The sequence below is a fragment of the Zhouia spongiae genome, from assembly GCF_022760175.1.
In the GTDB taxonomy this organism is placed as follows: domain Bacteria; phylum Bacteroidota; class Bacteroidia; order Flavobacteriales; family Flavobacteriaceae; genus Zhouia; species Zhouia spongiae.
Window position 1 is genome coordinate 251650 of the sequence record NZ_CP094326.1, and the last position, 18531, is coordinate 270180.

19 protein-coding genes are annotated in these 18531 nt (G+C 38.8%); 12 read left to right on the plus strand and 7 right to left on the minus strand.

Going from position 1 to position 18531, the window contains the following annotated elements; genetic code table 11:
- Position 1 precedes the first annotated feature (1 nt).
- The 3 genes from MQE36_RS01195 to MQE36_RS01205 form a co-directional block, all read right to left on the minus strand.
- Positions 2-964: an SRPBCC domain-containing protein gene (locus tag MQE36_RS01195; RefSeq protein WP_242937381.1), complete on the minus strand. Its 963-nt coding sequence runs from the start codon at positions 962-964 to the stop codon at positions 2-4.
- Positions 961-1281 (minus strand): ArsR/SmtB family transcription factor, encoded by a 321-nt coding sequence (locus MQE36_RS01200; RefSeq protein ID WP_242937382.1) that lies wholly within the window; start codon positions 1279-1281, stop codon positions 961-963. The genes MQE36_RS01195 and MQE36_RS01200 overlap by 4 nt, the downstream gene beginning before the upstream one ends.
- Before the next feature lie 194 nt (positions 1282-1475).
- A complete protein-coding gene (locus tag MQE36_RS01205) occupies positions 1476-1817 on the minus strand; it encodes a hypothetical protein (protein WP_242937383.1) in 342 nt (113 codons plus the stop codon).
- A gap of 470 nt (positions 1818-2287) precedes the next feature.
- Between MQE36_RS01205 and MQE36_RS01210 the strand changes: the two genes are divergently transcribed.
- Positions 2288-4027 carry a M14 family metallopeptidase gene (locus tag MQE36_RS01210; protein ID WP_242937384.1) on the plus strand — a complete coding sequence of 580 codons (1740 nt, stop codon included), beginning with the start codon at positions 2288-2290 and terminating at the stop codon, positions 4025-4027.
- Here the strand turns inward: MQE36_RS01210 and MQE36_RS01215 are convergent.
- Complete coding sequence (locus MQE36_RS01215; RefSeq protein WP_242937385.1) at positions 3995-4621, minus strand: NUDIX hydrolase; 627 nt, start codon at positions 4619-4621, stop codon at positions 3995-3997. The two genes, MQE36_RS01210 and MQE36_RS01215, sit on opposite strands and share 33 nt — an antisense overlap.
- Positions 4622-4628: 7 nt before the next feature.
- Between MQE36_RS01215 and pyrE the strand changes: the two genes are divergently transcribed.
- The gene (pyrE, locus tag MQE36_RS01220; RefSeq protein ID WP_242937386.1) at positions 4629-5282 is read left to right on the plus strand and encodes an orotate phosphoribosyltransferase; all 654 of its coding nucleotides are present in this window, start codon (positions 4629-4631) and stop codon (positions 5280-5282) included.
- Positions 5279-5671, plus strand: coding sequence for an SRPBCC family protein (locus tag MQE36_RS01225; protein ID WP_242937387.1), 393 nt, complete (start codon positions 5279-5281; stop codon positions 5669-5671). Before pyrE ends, MQE36_RS01225 begins: the two co-directional genes overlap by 4 nt.
- Here MQE36_RS01225 and MQE36_RS01230 read toward each other — a convergent pair.
- Positions 5668-6399, minus strand: coding sequence for a biotin--[acetyl-CoA-carboxylase] ligase (locus MQE36_RS01230; protein ID WP_242937388.1), 732 nt, complete (start codon positions 6397-6399; stop codon positions 5668-5670). The genes MQE36_RS01225 and MQE36_RS01230 overlap by 4 nt on opposite strands.
- Before the next feature lie 196 nt (positions 6400-6595).
- On the opposite strand from MQE36_RS01230, the gene rsfS reads away from it, so the two are divergent.
- The 6 genes from rsfS (at position 6596) to MQE36_RS01260 (ending at position 11418) form a co-directional block, all read left to right on the plus strand.
- The gene (rsfS, locus tag MQE36_RS01235) at positions 6596-6964 is read left to right on the plus strand and encodes a ribosome silencing factor (RefSeq protein ID WP_242937389.1); all 369 of its coding nucleotides are present in this window, start codon (positions 6596-6598) and stop codon (positions 6962-6964) included.
- Positions 6965-6985: 21 nt separating this feature from the next.
- Positions 6986-8992, plus strand: coding sequence for an ATP-dependent zinc metalloprotease FtsH (gene ftsH, locus MQE36_RS01240; protein WP_242937390.1), 2007 nt, complete (start codon positions 6986-6988; stop codon positions 8990-8992).
- Positions 8993-9085: 93 nt separating this feature from the next.
- Positions 9086-9694, plus strand: coding sequence for an LUD domain-containing protein (locus MQE36_RS01245; RefSeq protein ID WP_242937391.1), 609 nt, complete (start codon positions 9086-9088; stop codon positions 9692-9694).
- Between the two features lies 1 nt (position 9695).
- Positions 9696-10511 carry a phosphatidate cytidylyltransferase gene (locus tag MQE36_RS01250; protein ID WP_242937392.1) on the plus strand — a complete coding sequence of 272 codons (816 nt, stop codon included), beginning with the start codon at positions 9696-9698 and terminating at the stop codon, positions 10509-10511.
- On the plus strand, positions 10501-11148 hold the full coding sequence (locus tag MQE36_RS01255) for a phosphatidylserine decarboxylase family protein (protein WP_242937393.1): 648 nt from the start codon (positions 10501-10503) through the stop codon (positions 11146-11148). Before MQE36_RS01250 ends, MQE36_RS01255 begins: the two co-directional genes overlap by 11 nt.
- Positions 11149-11157: 9 nt before the next feature.
- The gene (locus MQE36_RS01260; RefSeq protein ID WP_242937394.1) at positions 11158-11418 is read left to right on the plus strand and encodes an acyl-CoA-binding protein; all 261 of its coding nucleotides are present in this window, start codon (positions 11158-11160) and stop codon (positions 11416-11418) included.
- A gap of 94 nt (positions 11419-11512) precedes the next feature.
- Here MQE36_RS01260 and MQE36_RS01265 read toward each other — a convergent pair whose 3' ends face one another.
- Positions 11513-14149: a valine--tRNA ligase gene (locus MQE36_RS01265; protein WP_242937395.1), complete on the minus strand. Its 2637-nt coding sequence runs from the start codon at positions 14147-14149 to the stop codon at positions 11513-11515.
- 133 nt (positions 14150-14282) lie between these two features.
- On the opposite strand from MQE36_RS01265, the gene MQE36_RS01270 reads away from it, so the two are divergent.
- Positions 14283-14672: a DUF1573 domain-containing protein gene (locus MQE36_RS01270; RefSeq protein WP_242937396.1), complete on the plus strand. Its 390-nt coding sequence runs from the start codon at positions 14283-14285 to the stop codon at positions 14670-14672.
- Between the two features lie 138 nt (positions 14673-14810).
- Here MQE36_RS01270 and MQE36_RS01275 read toward each other — a convergent pair whose 3' ends face one another.
- Positions 14811-16136, minus strand: coding sequence for a PDZ domain-containing protein (locus MQE36_RS01275; RefSeq protein ID WP_242937397.1), 1326 nt, complete (start codon positions 16134-16136; stop codon positions 14811-14813).
- Between the two features lie 153 nt (positions 16137-16289).
- On the opposite strand from MQE36_RS01275, the gene MQE36_RS01280 reads away from it, so the two are divergent.
- Positions 16290-17480 carry a pyridoxal phosphate-dependent aminotransferase gene (locus MQE36_RS01280; protein WP_242937398.1) on the plus strand — a complete coding sequence of 397 codons (1191 nt, stop codon included), beginning with the start codon at positions 16290-16292 and terminating at the stop codon, positions 17478-17480.
- Complete coding sequence (gene murB / locus MQE36_RS01285) at positions 17480-18496, plus strand: UDP-N-acetylmuramate dehydrogenase (RefSeq protein ID WP_242937399.1); 1017 nt, start codon at positions 17480-17482, stop codon at positions 18494-18496. The genes MQE36_RS01280 and murB overlap by 1 nt, the downstream gene beginning before the upstream one ends.
- The last annotated feature ends 35 nt before the right edge of the window (positions 18497-18531 follow it).

The following is an 18531-nucleotide window of genomic DNA, read 5'->3' on the forward strand; positions in this document are numbered from 1 at the left end:
CCTATTTATTTTGAAAATTTATCATCCAATTAACCCCATACTTATCTGTCAAGCTCCCATAGTAAGCACCCCAGAACATATCCTGCAAGGGCATCTTAACCTTACCATCGACAGAAAGCTCCTCGAAAAGACGTCTTGCTTCTTCTCTCGATTCGGGTTCCAGGTTGATATACATATTGTTTCCTTTCTCAACGGTCATTCCAAACTCCTTTGGAGCATCTGTTCCCATCAATATATGTCCTCCAAGAATAGGCAACTCAATATGCAAAATCATATCCTTAACCTGCTCTGCGACCGTCGGCTGATCAGGATCAGAAGGGATATCTCCAAAACGTTGAATTCCATTGATGAAATCGGTTTGAAAAACAGCCCTGTAAAAAAGGAAGGCTGCTTCTGTATTACCTGGAAAATTAAGATAAGAGGAGACTCTTGCCTTATTGTCGGGTTTATTTTTCTTTCTGAGGTAGAACTGAGATGCAATATACTGGTCTAAATTTTCCAGACCGGCGGTAAAGCCTTCTTTGAAGCCCATTGAGATTATTTTTTCAAGATCTTCCAAAGTATCAAACGTTAACAATATGCTTACCAAAGTATCGTCTCCCTGGCTTGTAAAATGGTTTTCCCATTTGTTTCTGGGCAGCATGGTATTGGGACGCCCATCTGAATCGCAAAACCCGTCGTAAGAAGAAAAATATTTTTCAGGACTTATTTCAATATAATCCACCCTTACCCAATGTTCTTCATTTTCAGGACTCACCATGGCATAAAGCCAATATCCTCCTTCTCTGAAATCCATTGTTTTTGTCTTTGTCACCCAAGGCTTTGGTGCCCACCATTGGTCTAGGATATCGGCTTCGGTCCAGGCAGCCCAGACCAAGTCAACAGGCGCATTAAAAGACCTATCGACCTTAATTTGATTGTTTTCTTTATCAACATCGAAGTTGAATAAAATAGTTTTATTCATTTTTTCCGGTTTTTGATGGTTAATAATACACTATCGAGTTGGCTAAAGCGGGTTTCCCAAATTTTCCGGAACTGCCCTAACCATTTGTCTATTTCTTTCATTTTGTCTATTCTAAGCTGATAATAGATCTCCCTGCCTACCTTCTCCTGCTGCAATAACTCACATTCATTCAAGATCCTGATATGTTTGGAAACTGCCTGGCGTGTCATATCAAACTCTTCGGCCAATGCATTCGGCGTTAATGCCTGGGTTGCGATCAATACGAGTATTGCCCTTCGTGTCGGGTCAGCTATAGCCTGAAAAACGTCTCGTTTCATTTGTAAACATTTTTTTAAGAAACCAATTGGTTGCTAATTTACACGCAACCTTTTGGTTTCGCAAATTTTCTTTCACTTATTTTCCATATTTCTTTATTTTTAACCGATATCCCGACACTTATCAGCTCATTTCTCACCAAACTCTTTCCCCGATTCTATGAAATCAAAACACCCATCGATACCTCCTGTTTTTTTCATTCTTTAGAAGGCCATACCCCATATTTAGCTTTGAATTCCGAAGGCGTTGTCGGCTCACCCATATTCCCGTAAAAGTTTACTCTTTCATTCAGCTCTTTTAAATCTTTCCATGTTTCGTCATCTATTGATTTTTTATTAAACGAAGGAAGCGCTTCCGTTTTATAATAGCTTTTAATTTCTACTCTTTTATTAATCCTGATTTTTTGTTCAGAAGTTAGTTTACCGGCTATTCGTTTCCATTTTTCAGAAACAGGATTTTCAATTATTAAATCTGCCAGCAGGTCAATATCTTCCATTGTCAAGTTTCTCGGAAACTCTTCCGGGTTTATTTCTTTCATAAATTAGTGCTTTAACTCTATAAAACATTTTGGGCTGTGCTTATTCTAATAAACCACAACCAAGGCATGCGGATAACACCCCTAATTTAATGAATCTTTTATATCCGCATTCTTGCCTACAATAATATCTGCTTAAATTTCGATAATCTTTTTTATCTGTAACAGACTATCAATCACGCTTAAAAACCATCATTTTGCAATTCAAAATTCAGTTCTTTTTCCTGACAAAAAAGCACTTACCTCTCCTTAACAGCCCTACTTTATAAAAACACAAAAAACAACAATAAAACATGATTTTAACATAGTTATCCCCATATTATCCCAAAATTATCCTGTTAATCCTTAATACATTCTTTATAGATAACATCTATAGACTGTAAATTCATAGCAATCCATCAGTCCTGATTAACATTTTCTATATTTACCCTATAAATCCAAACCAACTTACATTGAACATAATTACATACCATATGATCAAAAGATATTTTATCCTGCTACTACTTTTTTGCAACTGTACAACTAAAACAGACAGCGGCATACATGACTTCACCACACAGTTTGAAAAAAGTAATGGTACTGAAACGGATACCTATTCAAATGTTATAACATTCTATCAGGCATTAGCCAACAAATACAGTCAGGTACATATACAGACCATCGGAACAACTGACAGCGGTGTACCGCTGCACCTGGTAACCTATAATCCGGAATCTCTATTTGACTTCCGTACATTGCAAGAAGAAAAAACCATCATCCTGATTAACAACGGGATACACCCCGGAGAATCTGATGGTATTGACGCCACCATGATGTTAATCAGGGACCTTGCAGAAGGAAGAATCAAAAGTCCGGAAAACCTTGTTTTAACTACAATCCCGATCTACAATATAGGTGGCGCATTAAACAGGAACACGAGTACAAGAACCAATCAGAATGGCCCGAAAGAATATGGCTTTAGAGGAAATGCCCGCAATTACGACCTGAACAGGGACTTTATAAAATCAGACACCAAAAATGCCCTGGCTTTTGCCGAAATTTTTCATCTGGTACATCCTGATATTTTTATCGATAATCATGTAAGCAATGGTGCCGACTATCAATATACCCTCACACATCTGTTTACACAACACAATAAACTCGGCGGCCCCTTGGGTTCCTATTTACACAATGAATTTCAACCCGCTTTGGAAGAAAAGCTAGCCGGGAAAAACTGGGACATCACCCCGTATGTAAATGTCTTTAATAATGTTCCGGAAAAAGGATTCTCTCAATTCTTTGATTCTCCGAGATACTCAACCGGGTATACTACCCTCTGGAATACTTTAGGTATGATGGTCGAAACCCATATGCTTAAACCATACAAACCACGCGTAGAAGGGACCTACGAATTGATGAAAAGCATGATTGTCATTGCTGACAACGATCATTCCAAAATTAAATCACTACGGAAAAATACGTTTAAATATTTTTACGGGGCAACCTCTTATCCGGTTCAATGGGAGATCGATACAAGCAAAACCTCCGTTTTAAAATTCAAAGGGTATGAAGGGTCTTTTGAGCAAAGTATGGTTACCGGGTCAGATCGCTTAAAATATCACAGGGACAAACCCTTTACAAAAAATGTGGAATACCAGAATTATTTCATCCCGTCAAAAACGGTAGAAATCCCGGAAGCCTACATGATCCCGAAAAACTGGTGGAGAGTAATTGACCTCCTTAAAAAAAACAACATTCAGATAACCGCCTTAAAGAATGATACTGTAATGAATGTCCAGACATACAAAATTGCCTCTTATAAAACCAGAAACAGTGCTTATGAAGGTCATTACCTCCATTATGACACAGAAACATACACCTCTGATGAGGGGGTCGCTTTCAGAAAAGGGGATTTTTTGGTAAAAACCAATCAACCCGGCATAAGATATTTACTGGAAACCCTGGAACCCGAAGCAACAGACTCTTTCTTCAACTGGAACTTTTTTGATACCATATTACAACAAAAGGAAGGTTTCTCTCCTTATGTTTTTGAAGATGTCGCTGCCGAGCTGCTGAAAAATGATCCGCAGCTAAAACTCGAATTCGAGCGAAAAAAACAACAAGATGAAAAATTTGCATCCGACTGGTACGATCAATTAGACTGGATACATAAAAGGTCTGATTATTATGAAAAATCACATTTAAGATACCCGGTGTATCGTCTTATGAGGTAATTTATTATACGCTTCGATTACAAGACGTATATTCGGATAAGAATTTTGAAGCGACTGAAGTATTTTTTCATCGTGTTGCCATTCGGCCTTTTGAATCCCTTCAGCCCTCTGAGGCTTCAGTTTTCCTGAAAAATCAGTATTCATGGCATACCAGTAAGTTTCTTTAAGCTTAAAATCCCCGTTGCGCTTAAAAATATGATACGTCTTACATAGAAACTTGTCCAGCTCCAGCCCCTTCACCGCCGTTTCCTCTTCCACTTCCCTTATAGCTGCCTCTTCGATACTTTCACCGGCATCCAGTTTCCCTTTCGGGATATCCCACTTGCCATTCCTGTATATCATAAGCTTTTCCCCTTTAGGATTGACCACCAGTCCGCCGCCTGCTACCACTACAGGAACTCTTTTTTTAAATTTTTTCAAAAGATTTTCCTTATCCGGATGGTACAAAAAAACACGGGCTACATCTTCGTTATTCAGCTGATTTACAACGTACTCTATATCAAAAGTATCTAAAAGAAATAACTTGTCATTCATCTCTTTCTTGACACTGTTTGTTAAATAGATAGGATGATCGTTCACAAAAACTTCATACATTTGCATCATGGTTTTAGATAAAGACACTGCAAAAAAAACAGCAGAACTTCTATTGCAAATTAATGCAATAAAGTTGAATCCGAAAAATCCTTTTACTTGGGCTTCAGGATGGAAGTCCCCTATTTACTGCGACAATAGGATAGTATTATCTTTCCCTCCCATCAGAAATTATATCAGGGAAAGTATGGCCAAGCAAATAGAACGGGAGTTCGGAACCCCTGATGTGATTGCCGGAGTAGCTACCGGAGCCATCGGCATCGGAATGCTCGTAGCCGAATACCTCGGGTTGCCATTTGTTTATGTTCGCCCTGAACCTAAAAAACACGGCAGAGGTAATCAAATAGAAGGTTTTTTAGACAGAGGACAGAATGTCGTAGTTGTTGAAGATCTGATCAGCACCGGAAAAAGTAGTTTAAATGCTGTAACTGCACTTAAAGAACATGGAGCAAATGTGAAAGGCATGATTGCCATTTTCTCATATGGCTTCGACCTTGCTGTTGAGAACTTCAAAAAAGAACATTTAGACCTGCATACACTTAGTAATTATGAGTTCTTGCTAGAACAAGCCATAGACACTAATTACATCACAGATAAAGATTTAGACACCCTAAAAAATTGGCGCGTGAATCCTGCCGATTGGAATAACACTTCAAAAGTATGAGGATAGAAAGTCCAAAAGCAACAGTAAACAAATCAAGAGAAGAACTCTTTGGCTTTTTAACTGACGTTAAGAACTTCGAAAAGTTAATGCCTGACAACATTAGTAAATTTGAAGTATTGGAAGACGATACGTTTTTATTCGCCCTAAGCGGCATGCCTGAAATCGTTTTAAAACTTCAGGAGAAAAACGAATTCGACAAAGTAAGCCTTGGTGCGGCCGGTGGGAAAATCCCGTTCAGTTTAACAGCAAACATCAACGAACTGGAGGCCGGCAAAAGTGAAGCAAACTTAATTTTTGAGGGCGATTTCAATCCGATGATGGCGATGATGGTAAAAGGCCCCATCACTAAATTTATCAATACCTTATCTGAAAAAATGGGAACCCTTTAATACAGCAAACGAACTTCTTTTAGATCGAATTCCCTAAAGACTTCATCTTCTAATCGAAGGATCAGTTTTCCACTTTCAGAGACACCTTTTATAAAACCCATAAATAGCCTTCCCTCTTTATCTTTAAAAGTGGAAGGTTTATTTTTTCTGAATAATTTTTCCTCATATTTCACTTTTAAAACATCAAACTCCTTCTCTTCAATAAACAAAGCATAATGCTGAAGATGAACCAGGATCTCCTGTAACAATTCATCAACGTTATACTGAATTCCAGTAATAGCCTTTAAAGAAGATGCCTGAGGCAGGTTATCAAACCCGGTCTGGTTCACATTTAGTCCGATACCGATAATCGCAGCTTCCAAATCGCGTCCTTTAACCACACTTTCTATTAAAATCCCGCAAATCTTTTTATCTCCTGACAAAATGTCGTTAGGCCATTTAATAGCCAGATCGGGAATCAAAAATTTTTTCAGGCTGTCATATACGGCCAGAGAAACAGCCATACTAACGTAAAACAGCTCCTCATTTCTCAAACAACTGATACGCTTGAACACGCTAGTGGTAAGGTTCTTCCCTTCTTCTACTTTCCATGCCGCCCCCATTTGTCCTTTTCCCGATGTTTGGTGTTTTGCTATCACAGTCGTAAAATCATCTACCTTATTTATGGTACTCAGTTGCCGTAAAAAAGAATTTGTAGAGTCTATGGCATCAAGTTTGATTATTTTCATTTATTAATTCAGTATATTTACTTAAAATGTATGTTAATTAGAATAGCTATAATGCCAAAAAATAATAATTTTGTGAAATGAGTTTTAGAGCGACTTTTTAAGCGCCAAGGCCTGGTCAAAATTAATTATTTTTTTGCTTTCTGAATTAATCCGAAAACAAAAAGCAAAAAACAACTGATGAAAATTTATAATATTAATGACAAAAAAAAGCGGTAGTACAGATCAATTAATAACATCAATTATTAAAGGTATTGAAGAAGTAAAGGGAAATGATATAAGTATCTTAGATCTGCGTGAAATAGAGAATACGGTTTGTGACTACTTTATTATCTGCAACGGTTCATCAAACACCCAAGTAAACGCTATTGTAAATTCTGTTGAAAAAATGGTCAATAAAGAAACCGGAGACAAGCCATGGCATGTTGAAGGTAGCGAGAATGCTGAATGGGTACTTATCGACTTTGTGAACATCGTTGTACACGTCTTCCAAAAACACATTAGAGAATTTTATGATATCGAAGGCCTTTGGGGTGATGCCAAAATAACCGAGATATCTTCAAATTAATAACACTTTAGACAACAATTAATGGCTAATAATAATCAAAATACAAAAAAACCTAAGTTTAGTTCATACTGGTTTTATGCAATTATTTTCCTGTTTTTAATAGGGTTTCAGTTTTTCTCGGGTGGATCCAGTTGGCAAAACCCTCCGGAGACAACCCTCCAACAAGTCGAAAACTATCTCAATGAAGGTGATGTCAAAAAAATCGAGATCATCAGAAATATCGGAAAAGCTAAAATATACCTTACAGAAGAGGCTAAAAAGAAAGAAGAACACAAAAAAGCAATAAGCAAATCTATCTTTCCAAGCTCGGCTGACACACCACAATACACCTGTGTTTATGGTGACCTGAAGCTCCTTCAGGAAAAACTGGACAAGGTTCTCGAACAAACAAGCCAGCAAAATTCGGTTGAGATCCTTATTGACGACGAACCTAACTGGCTGGGCGATATCCTAGCGTATATTCTGCCTTTTATCATCCTGATCGCTATCTGGATCTTCCTGATGAGAAGAATGTCAGGTGGAGGATCGGCCGGACCTGGAGGACAAATATTCAATATTGGTAAATCAAAAGCGAAGCTCTTTGACGAAAAGACCGATATGAAAGTTTCATTCAAGGATGTTGCCGGATTAGAAGGAGCTAAAGAAGAGGTGCAGGAAATCGTAGACTTCTTAAAGAATCCTGAAAGATATACCTCCCTGGGTGGTAAAATCCCTAAAGGAGCCCTGTTGGTAGGCCCTCCGGGCACCGGTAAAACCCTATTAGCCAAAGCCGTAGCAGGAGAGGCCAAAGTTCCTTTCTTTTCACTGTCCGGTTCCGATTTTGTCGAAATGTTTGTAGGTGTAGGAGCATCAAGGGTAAGAGACCTTTTCAAACAGGCCAAAGACAAGTCGCCGTCGATCATCTTTATCGATGAGATTGACGCTATCGGTCGTGCCAGAGGCAAAAGCAACTTCACCGGAAGCAACGACGAACGTGAGAATACATTAAATCAGCTATTGACGGAAATGGATGGTTTCGGCACTAATACCAATGTAATTGTTTTAGCCGCCACAAACCGCGCTGATGTTCTTGATAAAGCATTAATGCGTGCCGGTCGTTTCGATCGTCAGATCTATGTCGATTTACCGGACTTAAGAGAGCGTAAAGAAATTTTCAATGTTCATTTACGCCCTATTAAAACAGCTGAGACCTTAGATCTGGACTTCCTTGCCAAACAAACACCCGGCTTTTCCGGAGCTGACATCGCCAACGTATGTAATGAAGCTGCCCTTATTGCTGCAAGAAAAGGCAAGAAAGCAGTAGACAAACAGGACTTTCTGGATGCTGTGGACAGAATTGTCGGTGGTTTAGAAAAGAAAAACAAAATCATCACCCCTGAAGAAAAGAAAACCATTGCTTTCCATGAGGCAGGTCATGCTACCGTAAGCTGGATGCTGGAACATGCCGCTCCACTGGTAAAAGTAACTATTGTTCCCCGTGGTCAAAGCCTGGGAGCTGCCTGGTACCTGCCGGAAGAAAGGCTCATTGTACGTACCGAACAAATGCTAGACGAAATGTGTGCTGCATTGGGCGGCAGAGCTGCCGAAAAAGTAATCTTTGATAAAATTTCAACCGGTGCCCTCAGTGACCTTGAGAAGGTAACAAAACAAGCAAAGGCCATGGTAACCATATATGGACTTAATGATAAAATCGGCAACCTGACCTATTACGATTCTCGCGGACAATCTGAGTATTCTTTCACAAAACCATATAGTGAAGAAACTGCCCAGATTATCGATAAAGAAATATCGAGAATTGTTGAAGAACAATACCAAAGAGCTATTGAGATACTGAGCCAGAATAAAGATAAACTTTCAGAGCTGGCTGACCGCCTCCTTGAAAAAGAAGTAATCTTTAAAGATGATTTAGAACGTATATTTGGTAAACGTCCTTTTACGAAAGAGGAAGAAGAAAATGTAGCGCCTGAAGAAACCATAGAAGAAAATCAAAACCAGGAAAGCAATCAAAGCGAAGAAACAATTAAATAACATTTATTTATCGACAAATTAACAGGTCAGTAATGATTTTTATAACTTTACGTTACATTTAGAATTAGAAATGGAGAAACCCCAAAATTGTAAATGAACATATTTAAAAAAATTTTTGGCAACAAGAAAGAAGACAAACCCTCTGATAAACCATTAGAGTCCAGAGGGAAATTTATGCCGGAAATTAATTTTCCCATAGATGAAAAATTTACCATCAATTTTAGAAAAAACGGTGGTAAATTTTTGTATTGTGAAAATACAGAAGAATTAAACGAAAATTTTCAAAATATTCTCACTGAGAATGATTGGGAGTCACATTATGCCTGTTGTTTATCAGATACCTTACAAAGACGGTTTTCCGGTTTCAATATAAACTTTGACAAAACTTGCCGCGATGCTACTTTTTTCATAACGACCTGTGAAAACCTGGTTGCCGACAACGGATCTATCTTGATAAATTCTAACCAAATCGGAGAAAAAAAACTATTTGAACTACCTGACAACTTTATAGTCTATGCCACCACAAGTCAGCTTGTTGACACTATCGGCGAAGGGCTAAGAGGAATCAAATCAAAAAACAAGAGCCAGATCCCTACGAATATCACCACCATAAAACACTTTAGCCTTAAAGAGGAAAAAGATTTTCTGTCATACGGAAGTAGTTCAAAAAACCTATATTTGCTGCTATTGGAAGATCTTTAGAATGAAAGAACTCGCAAAACGTGCCATCACCGGAATATTATATGTTTTCCTATTATTATCTGCTGCTATTTTGCACACAGATGCTTTTGATTTTTTATTCCTTGCCTTTGGACTCATATGTCTTTATGAATTCAAAAAAATCATAAAATTAAGCGGATATCATATTTTCATTGCTTTCCTGGCCTTATGGTGGGTATTTATATATATCCTTCCCGATGTATCGGAAAAACAACCTTTAATATACCTCCTGCTCCTTGTTTGTTTATCTGTAAACAGCTATCTGTTTACAAGACTTTACTCGAAAGAAAAGAGAAAGTTTTCCAATCTGAATAAATTCTTTATCAGCCTGTTTTACATAGGAGGCGGATGCATCTTTCTGACGATGATCCCATATAGCAAAGACCATTTTGCAAAATCCTTGATTATTGGTATTTTTATATTAATATGGGTTAACGATTCTTTCGCATATCTGGTGGGAAAATCGATCGGCAAAAACAAGTTATTCCCTTCGGTATCTCCTAAAAAGACCATTGAAGGTTTCGCAGGCGGAGTTATTTTCGCACTGGCCGGAGCTTATTTGTTGAACAGGTACACATCTGAACTAACACTTACCGAATGGCTGGTACTTGCCTTGGTTATAGTACTGACAGGAAATGTCGGGGATTTGGTAGAGTCTAAATTTAAAAGAACGGCAGGCGTAAAAGACAGTGGAGCTATTTTACCTGGCCACGGAGGTCTTCTCGACAGATTAGACAGTTTATTATTTGCTGCTCCTTTTGCTTATTTAACATTATTAATTTTCAACTATGTTTCATAAAGAAGGTCATAAGATTATTTTCTTTACGTTTTTATTCTCAGTGGTTATTGCCCTACTGGCAGAGTATTTCGTCACTTTAAACTGGTTAAGAACCATTATTCAACTGGCCGTAATCATTTTACTGGTACTTATCCTCCAGTTCTTCAGAAATCCAAAACGAAAAACTGATATTAACGATCATAATATAATTGCTCCTGTGGATGGAAAAGTGGTGGTAGTTGAAGAAGTTTTTGAAAAAGAATACTTTAAGGACAAACGTATTCAGGTATCTATTTTCATGTCACCAATAAACGTACACGTAACAAGATATGCACTAGGGGGAATCGTTAAGTTCAGTAAGTACCACCCGGGAAAATATTTAGTGGCCTGGCATCCTAAGGCTTCTGAAGAAAACGAACGTACTACGATTGTGGTAGAGAACCCTTCATATGGTGAGGTTCTGTACAGGCAAATAGCAGGGGCACTGGCAAAACGAATAGTGAACTATGCCAAGGTAGGCGATAAAGTAGTTCAGGGAGAAGATGCCGGCTTTATAAAATTTGGCTCAAGAGTAGATGTATTCTTGCCCTTGACCGCAGATGTAAAAGTAGAAATTGGACAAAAAGTGAAAGGTGGTGTAGATGTAATCGCATCCTAATCCTAAGGCATGACAGACCAAGAATTAGATAAAGCTTTTCAAGAAGCTGTAGATGTAGTAAATAATTGCCAGGAGCCGTTTCCTGCCGATTTCCTATTGCGTTTATATGCCTACTATAAGAAAGCGACCCACAATATCGAACCTCCAAGCAGCAGAAAAGCCCTGATCAATGCATTTAAGGCAAATGCATTATTCCAAACCCGCGGCATTAGTGTCCGGGAAGCAAAAGAAAGGTACATCAATCTGGTTAATGATTATTTCAACTTATAAAAAAGCCGCTATGTAGCGGCTTTTTAGTTACTTTTTACAGGAAGTTAAGTGTTATCGTTTACAATCATACGGAAGTTACCTACCCCGAATCAGTTTATTTCAGCGAGGCTATGCTCTCTTTTATAGTTTCGATCTTCGCTACCGCATCGGCCTCTTTCTTACGCTCCATGGCCACTACCTTTTCGGGTGCCCCATTCACGAACTTATCATTCGACAGCTTCCCCCTTACAGATTTCAAAAAGCCTTCGGTATACTTTAATTCAGTTTCGAGTTTTTCTATTTCCTCATCTATATTGATCGCCCCGCTTACCGGAATAAAATATTCATTCGATTTTACCCTGAATGAAAGCGCTCCTTCTACCTTATCATCAACATAGCTCAAATTATCGACATTCCCCAGCTTAACGATCACAGCATCAAACTGCCTGTCCTTTTTCTCATTGTTCAGCACAGCTAAATCAAGACCATCCTTAAAAGGAATATTCTTTTCTTTTCTTATCGTTCTTATCCCTGATACAACCTCAGCCGCAAAAACAAAATCATTAATGATCTCAGTATTCACCGGATATAGCTCAGGCCATGTAGATACAATTAAGGCACTATCTACATCTCGTGCTTCTATATGCTGCCATATTTCCTCTGTCAGGAAAGGCATAAAAGGGTGTAATATCCTTAAATTATTTTCAAAAAAGGCAATAACACCGGCATAAGTAACCGAATCGATCGGCGATTGGTATGCCGGCTTTACCATCTCTAATAACCAACTGCAAAAATCATCCCACACAAGCTTATAGGTTGCCATCAATGCATCCGATATCCTGTATTTATCAAAATGATCTTCAATCTCAGCCAAGCTCTGGTTAAACTTAGCTTCATACCATTCTATAGCTACTTTTGCAGCCTCAGGTTGTTGGATACGATCTGAAACCTCCCAACCTTTTACCAAACGAAATGCATTCCATATCTTATTGGCAAAATTCTTTCCTTGCTGACACAAAGCCTCATCAAACAACAGGTCATTACCTGCTGCCGAACTCAACAACAAACCAACCCTGACACCATCGGCCCCAAAATCTTCAATCAACTTCAACGCATCCGGAGAGTTTCCTAACGACTTCGACATTTTTCTGCGTTGTTTATCCCGCACCAATCCCGTCAAATACACATTAGTAAACGGCTTCTCGCCATCAAATTCATAGCCCGCAATAATCATTCGAGCTACCCAGAAAAATAAAATATCAGGCCCTGTAACCAGATCACTCGTCGGATAATAATACTTATACTCTTCATTTTCAGGATCGAGTACACCTCCAAAAACACTCATTGGCCATAACCAGGAAGAAAACCATGTATCTAAAGCATCTTCATCCTGCCTAAGGTCATCGATCTCCAAAGAAGCATTTCCGGCTTTGACCCGGGCTAGTTTTAATGCGTCTTCCTTATTTTCGGCTACAACAAAATCTTCTTTTCCTTCACCATAATAATAAGCCGGTATCTGTTGTCCCCACCATAACTGACGGGAAATATTCCAGTCACGGATATTTTCCATCCAGTGACGGTAAGTGTTTTCAAACTTCTTCGGAAATAAATTGATTTCCTTTTCATCTCCAAGAACAGCTTCCAATGCAGGCTTAGCCAAAGCCTCCATCTTCAGAAACCACTGATCTGACAACCTTGGCTCTATCACTGCTTTTGTCCGCTCAGAAGTACCTACCTTATTCAGGTGGTTTTCTGTCTTTACCAAATGCCCCTTCTCCTCCAATTCTTTTACAATCTCCTTGCGGACTACAAAACGGTCTTTCCCTTCATAGTGTAATCCATAACTGTTTAAGGTAGCATCAGCATTAAAAATATCTATAACCTCTAACTGATGTTTATCGCCCAGGTTCTTATCATTTTCATCATGTGCAGGGGTTACCTTCAAACATCCGGTACCAAATTCCACGTCTACATAATCATCTTCTATAATAGGGATCACCCTGTTAGAAATAGGCACTATAGCCTTCTTCCCTTTTAAATGCCTGTAACGATCATCGTTCGGGTTTATACAAATGGCCGTATCTCCCAAAATAGTCTCAGGCCTGGTAGTCGCTATCGTAACACTCTCATCAGAACCTTCGATCTGATATGCCAAATAATACAAATACCCTTGCCTTTCTTCATAAATAACTTCTTCATCAGACAAAGTGGTTTTAGCTTCAGGGTCCCAGTTCACCATACGGTAACCTCTGTAAATAAGACCTTTTTTATAAAGGTCTACAAAAACTTTTATCACAGATGCTGACATATCGTCATCCATGGTAAATTTTGTCCTGTCCCAATCGCAGGAGCATCCTAACTTCTTTAACTGCTCTAAAATAACGCCTCCATATTCATGAGTCCATTCCCAGGCATGCTTTAAAAACTCCTCTCTGCTAATATCGTTCTTGTTGATTCCCTGTTCCTTAAGCCTGGCAACAACCTTGGCCTCTGTTGCAATAGAAGCATGGTCTGTACCCGGCACCCAACAAGCATTCATTCCTTTTAAACGCGCCCTCCTTATAAGGACATCCTGTATGGTATTGTTTAGCATATGTCCCATGTGTAAAACCCCTGTTACATTAGGCGGAGGGATGACAATGGCATATGGTTCTCTTTCATCAGGAACAGAATGAAAATAATTGTTCTTCATCCAGTGTTCATACCACTTCCCTTCAACACTATGGGCATCATATTTAGACGGAATATTCATATTTGGAATGCTTTTTGTAATACTAAGAATGCAAAAGTAATTATAACCTTTAAGATTATAAAAAGGTTTTCATTTATTTTGCACATCGAAAGAAAAGTATTTATTTTTACGTTTCACCATAAAATCAGATGTGATGAAAAAGTTAGTGATGTTTTTGTTTGTCGGCCTTATTAGTTATACGATGGCTGCTCAAGACAAAAAAGCTAAAATTGAATTCAAGGAAGAGACCATTGACTATGGAAAAATTTCAAAAGGCAGCAATGGTGTCAGAGTATTTGAATTTACGAACACCGGTGATGCCCCATTGGTAATTAGTAAAGCCTACTCCAGCTGTGGCTGTACAGTGCCTTCATGGCCTAAAGAGCCTATTGCTCCTGGAAAAAAAGGAAAAATAGAAATTAAGTACGACACCAATCGTCCTGGTCCGATAAGAAAGACCATTACCGTAATTACCAACACCGACAAAAAATCGGTCGCTTTAAAAATTAAAGGAACGGTAGCAACAGACAACAGCTCCAGATAAAGATGGAAAAGCCTGTCTGAAAACTTCTTATAATTATTAAATGTCAGGCTGAGTACAGTCGGAACCTACTGATCGACATATATGGTCAGTTACCGACTGCACTCAACCAGACAACAAAAATACTGTTTAGACCTCTTTTTATAAAACGTCTTTTAACTCGAATGAGAACTTAAGTTCTATTCCATTCCGGTCTACAATCACCCTTACTCTTTTACCCACCCTTTCATTTAACAATCCTGATATTTCCTGAAGTGAATGATCGTATATTTCTTTTCCATTCACCGAAATAATCACATCACCGACTTGAAGACCTATCTCTTCCGCCAGGCTGCCAGGCCTTATTTCCGCTATTTCGATAGACGGGTGTAATTTAAACCGGGTACTGTCATCTAACAAAATCTTAATGGCCCCGGTCGGGTCGTCCTCTCTTACCACTCCTGAATATGACCGCTCCGGTTGCCTTACCACCCTTAACCCGTTATGCATTAGCTCTATGCCGCTTAAATTGAACTTAAAATCAGTGTTAAAATACCGGTTCTTCTTTAGTGTTATCTTCTTTTCAGGGTAATCAAAAATAACATTAAACCTTTTTAATATCTCCCCTCCCACACTACCATTGCGTTGCCCCGGGTTTGTTAAATGCTGAATAGATTCATCGCTAGGAAATGCCACATTAGTTTCCCTGAGCTTAAAATCGCCAATCCTAAACATATCAGTCTTCGCCTTATGCCCATATACGCTACCGCTCAACCCCCTTCCCAGAAAATCCTGAAAGTTCTTTGCCGGCACCTTAATTCCCTTTTCCTTATCCGGAAACAACCATAAAGCATCACTGCTTCCGCTATCTACCAAAAGCCTGACCGGAATCTGGTTTCCTTCCAAAACCACTGCAGCATTTAAAAAAGGCTTTCTCCTTACAACCTCTATATCAAGGGTGTTACACTTCGCGCATTTCCGGTAGTTATACCCATCAGGCTTGTATAACTTTATCTTTTCAGAAGCGTAATTTACTTCCACTATTAAATCTTTAAAAAAATCATACCCGATAATACCATGCACCGGCACGCCCAATCTCGGGGAAAAATTAATTGCAGCATCTATAACCACATAAAAATCCTGGCTCGAATTGTATGTTTTTTGAGTTGCGAATGTATTTTTTGACGACTTAAACGCCCTGATAGGTTCCCCTTCTCCAAGGCCTTTTAAAGTAATTTCTTCTACATTCCTGATTTGAAGGGAGTCACTCTGGTAAATATTAAACAGTATCGGGCTTCCGACCCCTGTATCGAGAATAAATGACAATTCTACATTATTCACCTTCAACGGAAAGACAATCAGATTATTAATTAGCTGGAACCTGATGGTTTCTTCCGACTCTCCGTTTTTAAAACGAAAACCGGTTTGCGCATTCACCCATCCGGTCATAAAACCAACAAATAAAAAAAGAGAAGCTAATTTCTTCAATGAATTAAGATTAAACCTGTTAATGAATCATTAAGTTAAAAAATATTATTAACTAACATATTTAAATTAACATATTTTAAAGAGAATACTACATCGATTTCGAACAACTTTTTAAAATATATTTTGCAATTTTGCACTGCTAAAATTAAATCTATGCCAAACATTTCTATCAAAGGCATGCAAATGCCTGAATCACCAATCAGAAAACTAGTTCCATATGCGGAAGATGCAAAAAAAAGGGGAACTAAAGTATACCATCTTAATATCGGGCAACCCGATATCAAAACACCCGAAGTTGCTTTAAACGCTGTTCGAAATGCCAATATCGATGTATTAGCATATAGCAGAAGTGAAGGTTCTGATGAATACAGAACCAAATTAGCGGCTTATTACAAAAACAGGGACATTCATGTATCAGCCGATGAAATTATAATTACCACGGGAGGGTCTGAAGCACTTCTTTTTGCAATGGGAACGGTTGCCGATCAGGGCGACGAAATAATCATCCCTGAACCGTTTTATGCAAATTACAATGGATTTGCCACTTCTTCAGGACTTAAAGTAGTTCCGGTGATCTCTTCAATAGACACTAACTTTGCGTTACCTCCTATCGGAGAATTTGAGAATCTGATCACAGAAAAGACCAAAGCTATTTTAATATGTAATCCCGGTAACCCTACCGGATATCTTTACTCTAAAGAAGAGATAAAAAAACTTGCCCAAATAGCTAAAAAACACAACCTGTTCCTTATTGCTGATGAAGTATACCGCGAGTTTGCTTACGATGGTGCAGAGCATTATTCCATTCTGCAGGAAGAAGGTCTGGAAGACTATGCCATTATGATCGACTCTGTATCAAAAAGATACAGCATGTGCGGAGCAAGGATCGGATGTATCGTTTCTAAAAACAAAAAGGTGATACAAACCGCCCTTAAGTTTGCACAGGCAAGGTTATCACCCCCTACTTTTGCACAGATTGCCAGTGAAGCGGCACTTGATACCCCACAGAGTTATTTCGATGAAGTTATAGGAGAATATGTCGAAAGAAGAGACCTGCTAATTTCTGAACTCCAGAAAATTGAGGGTGTTAAAGTCGCCAAACCAAAAGGCGCTTTTTATTGCATTGTAGAATTGCCTGTAAAAAATGCCGATGACTTTGCCCAATGGTTATTGGAAAAGTTCGAATATAACGGCGAAACCATCATGGTGGCTCCGGCTGCCGGTTTCTACTCAACGGCTGAGGTAGGACTTAATCAGGTGCGGATAGCGTACGTCCTTAAAAAAGAAGAGCTGCTAAAAGCTGCTGAAATTTTAAATAATGCACTAAAAGCATATAACGCTTAATGGAGATATTGCACAATATATCCCTAAAAGAATACAATACGTTTGGCATTGATGTCAATGCCAAACACTTTGTCTCTGTATCGTCTGTAAACGAACTCATTATGGCTCTGAAAAACAGCGATTACCCTAAAAAGTTTATCCTCGGGGGCGGCAGTAATATGCTGCTGACCAAAGATATCGATGCATTAGTTATCAGGGTAGACATAAAGGGCATCTCTGTAGCAGAAGCCGGCAACGGGTATGCATTAATCGAAGCAAATGCAGGAGAAAACTGGCATCAATTCGTATTATGGACGTTGCAGAACAACTACGGAGGCATAGAGAACCTGTCTTTAATTCCGGGGAATGTCGGAAGCGCCCCTATTCAAAATATAGGCGCCTACGGAGTAGAGCTCAAAGATGTATTTCATTCATGCAGGGCTATAAACATAAACACCCTGGAAACTGAAACATTCTCATTAGAAGACTGTAAGTTCGCTTATCGCGATTCTATATTTAAAACCAGCTATAAAGGGCAATATGTAATAACCTCCCTGACTCTGAAACTAACCACGGAGAACCATCTATTACACACCCGGTACGGCGCAATTCAAAACACCCTGAAAGAAAAAGGGATTGCGGAACCTACAATTCAAGATATATCTGATGCCGTAATCAGCATCAGGCAAAGTAAGCTACCCGACCCCAAAAAGATCGGAAATAGCGGAAGCTTCTTTAAAAATCCGGTTATTTCAAAAAAAGAATTTGACAGCTTTATAGAGAAAAATCCGGCAGCTCCCTATTATATAGTCTCTGAAAGCGAAGTTAAAGTTCCGGCCGGATGGCTTATTGAACAAGCCGGTTTTAAAGGCAAAAGATTCGGTGACGCCGGTGTTCACAATAAACAGGCCTTGGTACTGGTAAATCACGGAAAGGCTACAGGAAAAGAACTGATAGCCCTGGCAGACACCATTATATCAAGCGTTAAAGAGCAATTTAACATCACTCTGGAACAAGAAGTTAATATTATTTCGTAAAAATCATATATTAGCAGCTAACATGTTGTAAATAT

Coding starts and splice junctions, on each gene's coding strand:
- MQE36_RS01195 (WP_242937381.1), bottom strand. CDS start 964: ATGAATAAAACTATTTTATTCAACTTCGATGTTGATAAAGAAAACAAT.
- MQE36_RS01200 (WP_242937382.1), bottom strand. CDS start 1,281: ATGAAACGAGACGTTTTTCAGGCTATAGCTGACCCGACACGAAGGGCA.
- MQE36_RS01205 (WP_242937383.1), bottom strand. CDS start 1,817: ATGAAAGAAATAAACCCGGAAGAGTTTCCGAGAAACTTGACAATGGAA.
- MQE36_RS01210 (WP_242937384.1), top strand. CDS start 2,288: ATGATCAAAAGATATTTTATCCTGCTACTACTTTTTTGCAACTGTACA.
- MQE36_RS01215 (WP_242937385.1), bottom strand. CDS start 4,621: ATGTATGAAGTTTTTGTGAACGATCATCCTATCTATTTAACAAACAGT.
- pyrE (WP_242937386.1), top strand. CDS start 4,629: ATGGTTTTAGATAAAGACACTGCAAAAAAAACAGCAGAACTTCTATTG.
- MQE36_RS01225 (WP_242937387.1), top strand. CDS start 5,279: ATGAGGATAGAAAGTCCAAAAGCAACAGTAAACAAATCAAGAGAAGAA.
- MQE36_RS01230 (WP_242937388.1), bottom strand. CDS start 6,399: ATGAAAATAATCAAACTTGATGCCATAGACTCTACAAATTCTTTTTTA.
- rsfS (WP_242937389.1), top strand. CDS start 6,596: ATGACAAAAAAAAGCGGTAGTACAGATCAATTAATAACATCAATTATT.
- ftsH (WP_242937390.1), top strand. CDS start 6,986: ATGGCTAATAATAATCAAAATACAAAAAAACCTAAGTTTAGTTCATAC.
- MQE36_RS01245 (WP_242937391.1), top strand. CDS start 9,086: ATGAACATATTTAAAAAAATTTTTGGCAACAAGAAAGAAGACAAACCC.
- MQE36_RS01250 (WP_242937392.1), top strand. CDS start 9,696: ATGAAAGAACTCGCAAAACGTGCCATCACCGGAATATTATATGTTTTC.
- MQE36_RS01255 (WP_242937393.1), top strand. CDS start 10,501: ATGTTTCATAAAGAAGGTCATAAGATTATTTTCTTTACGTTTTTATTC.
- MQE36_RS01260 (WP_242937394.1), top strand. CDS start 11,158: ATGACAGACCAAGAATTAGATAAAGCTTTTCAAGAAGCTGTAGATGTA.
- MQE36_RS01265 (WP_242937395.1), bottom strand. CDS start 14,149: ATGAATATTCCGTCTAAATATGATGCCCATAGTGTTGAAGGGAAGTGG.
- MQE36_RS01270 (WP_242937396.1), top strand. CDS start 14,283: ATGAAAAAGTTAGTGATGTTTTTGTTTGTCGGCCTTATTAGTTATACG.
- MQE36_RS01280 (WP_242937398.1), top strand. CDS start 16,290: ATGCCAAACATTTCTATCAAAGGCATGCAAATGCCTGAATCACCAATC.
- murB (WP_242937399.1), top strand. CDS start 17,480: ATGGAGATATTGCACAATATATCCCTAAAAGAATACAATACGTTTGGC.